The following is a 3651-nucleotide window of genomic DNA, read 5'->3' on the forward strand; positions in this document are numbered from 1 at the left end:
CCAAGAAAAAATACTACTTAATAAACAAAAAAGCTTATTCAAAATGGCAAAAGAAATGAACATGGTAATCAGCTATAAAACAACAACTTGAAAAATACGTCAATGGTAATTTATTTCAGGATCTAAGATGTTGTTATTCAAATCAACCTAGAAGCTGAAACAAGTTCAGCTTGACGAATTCAGAACTTTTCAGACAGTTTTTTTGTGACTATTTGGAACTAAAAAAATCCGGTTGGAATGAAGTTTAGATTGAAGATTTTTATTCAAAATGAAGAAAAGCATCTTCAAGATGCTCTACCTGTATTCCTGCTTTATTCTTAATTATTGCAATAATATCAAACCGGGTTTCCAGGTTTAATTGATTATCATTCAAAAAAAAATCGGCAGCCTTTACGAGCTGCCGAATTTGTTTAGGCTTTACAAAACTTTGTGGGTCCCCAAAATCGGGTGTGCTTCTTGTTTTAACTTCTACTACTACCAAAGTGTTATGTTTCCGGGCTAAAATGTCTATTTCCGCTTTGTTATAAACATAATTTTCAGCCAGAATTTCATATCCTTGTTTTAAAAGGTATTCTAAAGCGAGGCGTTCACCCAATTCCCCCAAAGCATTATGCTGAGCCATAAGTGAAATTAACTTTTATTAAGGATTTATAACCCGGGGGATTTCCTGTAAAAAACAGTTAATTGATAAGCATAATACTATTCACTTTTAAGTCCAGTTTTTCAATTTCTTCCTCAGTCGCTTCAATAATTCGGTCTCCATAAAATTTATCCGCTACTTCACCGTTTGGTGCAACAAATACTCTTAATTTAGAATTTTCCAGTGTACCATCGTTCCACATAACAGCGCCACCATAGTCCCATCCAAATCCGTAGAAGGAGATTTCATTTCCGTTAATTTGATTCAAAGTTTCATAAGAAGTTCCAATTTCAACTCCTTTGGCAGATTTCCATTTTCCACTTTTTGAAAATCGGATATCAAAAATTTCCTCACGCTCTTCACTCTTCCAGGTAATATGTATTTCATCTGGAGTATTTGGATACATTATAGTATATGCTCTTTCTACTGTACCTTCTTCAAACAATCCCGAATCTTGATAAATATTTGCATCAGGATAATTTTCATTTAAGTCTTCGGCATCATAACCTGTAAGATTCTCTGCTACAAATTTATCTTTAGAAATTTTGCTATTAGAACTTCCGCAGGCCACTAGACTAAGAACAAAAATTATTAAGCTTATTTTTTTCATTTGGTTAAATATTAGAAATAGATTTCTAGGCTAAAATGAGGAACATTTACCTTAGTCTCCCTGTGTTTTACAAGAATTTAACGCGTATTTTTAAGGAGTTGCTTACCTTTGCGGCTTCAATAAATTTTAAGATAAATGAGCAATACTCCACAGCGATACACGATTACCGCAGCATTACCATACACCAACGGCCCCATACATATTGGGCATCTTGCCGGTGTTTATGTTCCAGCCGATATTTATGCCCGCTATTTACGAATGCAGGGCAATGATGTGGCTTTTGTTTGCGGAAGTGATGAGCACGGAGTACCTATTACTATAAAAGCAAAGAAAGAAGGGGTTACCCCGCAGGATATCGTAGATAAATACGACGGGATTATCAGAAAATCTTTTGATGATTTTGGGGTTTCTTTTGATAATTATTCCCGGACTTCGGCCAAAGTACATCATGATACGGCTTCGGCATTTTTTAAAAAAATGTATGAGGACGGGAAGTTTATTGAAGAAACTACCCAGCAACTTTATGATGAAAAAGCAGGGCAATTCCTAGCTGATAGGTTTGTAACTGGAACCTGCCCAAAATGCGGAAACGAAGAAGCCTATGGCGACCAGTGTGAAAGCTGCGGCACTTCTTTAAACGCCACTGATCTTATTAATCCAAAATCGGCAATTACCGGGGAAGTTCCAACTTTAAAAGAAACTCGCCACTGGTTTTTACCTTTAGATCAATACCAGGAATGGCTGGATGAGTGGATCGTAAAAGGCCACGCCCACGACTGGAAAAGCAATGTTCACGGGCAGGTGAAATCCTGGTTAAATGATGGTCTGCGCGCAAGAGCCGTAACCCGCGATTTAGACTGGGGAATTCCTGTGCCTGTTGAAGGTGGCGATGGTAAAGTGCTTTATGTTTGGTTTGATGCGCCAATTGGCTACATTTCTTCTACCAAAGAATGGGCAGAACGCGAAGGCAAGGACTGGGAGCCTTACTGGAAAGACGAAAACACGAAACTTGTACACTTTATAGGAAAAGATAACATTGTTTTTCACTGTATTATTTTTCCAGTGATGCTGAAAGCACACGGCGAATACATCTTGCCAGAAAATGTTCCGGCAAACGAATTCCTTAATTTAGAAGGAAAAAAACTTTCTACCTCCAAAAACTGGGCAGTCTGGTTGCACGAATACCTGGAAGAATTTCCTAATCAGCAGGATGTTTTGCGTTATGTGTTAACTGCCAATGCACCTGAAACCAAAGACAACGATTTTACCTGGAAAGATTTTCAAGCCAGAAATAATAATGAATTGGTTGCCATTTTCGGGAACTTTATAAACCGTGTGGTTGTTTTGACCAATAAATATTACTCCGGAATTGTTCCGGAACCTAATGATTATTCTGAAGTTGACGAGCAAACTATTGCCGAGCTAAAAGCTTATCCGGCGGTTATTGCAAGTTCTATTGAAAAATACCGGTTCCGCGAAGCGCAAGGCGAATTAATGAATTTGGCCCGCTTAGGAAATAAGTATTTAGCCGATGAAGAACCCTGGAAACTTATTAAAACAGATGAAGAACGGGTGAAAACCGTTATGTACGTGGCTTTACAAATCGCTTCAGCTTTAGCAACTTTAAGCGAACCATTTTTGCCTTTTTCTTCAGCAAAACTTCAAAAAATGCTGAATTTCACCGATGCTGAAAGCAAGCTTTCCGGGGAGGAATATTCGCAATGGGATAAGATCGCAACAAGGAATTCTTTACTCCCGGCAGGGCACCAAATTGGAAAAGCAGAATTGCTTTTCAGTAAAATAGAAGATTCACAAATGCAGGAACAATTAGACAAACTGGAAGCTACAAAAACAGCTAATGCAGCCGAGGATAAAGTGGTAGAACCACAAAAAGAGACCGCTACTTTCGAGGATTTTACCAAAATGGATTTACGAGTTGGAACTATAATTGAAGCCCATAAAATACCAAAAACCAAGAAATTAATGATGATAAAGGTAGATACAGGTTTAGATAAAAGAACCGTGGTTTCGGGCATTGCCGAGCATTACAAGGCAGAAGAAATTATAGGCAAAAAAGTAACGGTTTTAGCCAATTTAGCCCCAAGAAAACTGCGTGGTGTAGAAAGCGAGGGAATGATCTTAATGACAGAAAATTCCACCGGAAAACTGGTATTTGTAAACCCGGATGAAGATGGTGTTGAGCCTGGAACTACGATAAATTAGTTTTTAGCTGGTCTATTGAGGTGTAAATAAAATTCTCTTTAAAGTAATTGAAAACGTCATCCTGAGACCTGTGATAAAAAAAATTACCTAGCGTAGGATTTTGACGTAATTTTATTGGTAAATATAATGAACCACGAGTTAACCGATATAAGTATAGTGTTTTCATACCTGTTCCTGA

General features: G+C 37.7%; 3 protein-coding genes. 1 reads left to right on the forward strand and 2 read right to left on the reverse strand.

The features are described 5' to 3' along the window. Window positions 1-259: 259 nt before the first annotated feature. Window positions 260-622, reverse strand: coding sequence for a YraN family protein (locus LB465_RS17890; RefSeq protein ID WP_224471285.1), 363 nt, complete (start codon window positions 620-622; stop codon window positions 260-262). 58 nt (window positions 623-680) lie between these two features. Next, on the reverse strand, window positions 681-1250 hold the full coding sequence (locus tag LB465_RS17895) for a hypothetical protein (RefSeq protein WP_224471286.1): 570 nt from the start codon (window positions 1248-1250) through the stop codon (window positions 681-683). 135 nt (window positions 1251-1385) lie between these two features. On the opposite strand from LB465_RS17895, the gene metG reads away from it, so the two are divergent. After that, a complete protein-coding gene (gene metG, locus LB465_RS17900; RefSeq protein ID WP_224471287.1) occupies window positions 1386-3473 on the forward strand; it encodes a methionine--tRNA ligase in 2088 nt (695 codons plus the stop codon). Window positions 3474-3651: the final 178 nt, after the last annotated feature.

It is taken from the genome of Salegentibacter lacus (genome assembly GCF_020164555.1).
GTDB lineage: Bacteria > Bacteroidota > Bacteroidia > Flavobacteriales > Flavobacteriaceae > Salegentibacter > Salegentibacter lacus.

Excerpts from the sequence above, each read along its gene's own strand:
- LB465_RS17890 (WP_224471285.1), bottom strand. The coding sequence starts at position 622 with ATGGCTCAGCATAATGCTTTGGGGGAATTGGGTGAACGCCTCGCTTTA.
- LB465_RS17895 (WP_224471286.1), bottom strand. The coding sequence starts at position 1,250 with ATGAAAAAAATAAGCTTAATAATTTTTGTTCTTAGTCTAGTGGCCTGC.
- metG (WP_224471287.1), top strand. The coding sequence starts at position 1,386 with ATGAGCAATACTCCACAGCGATACACGATTACCGCAGCATTACCATAC.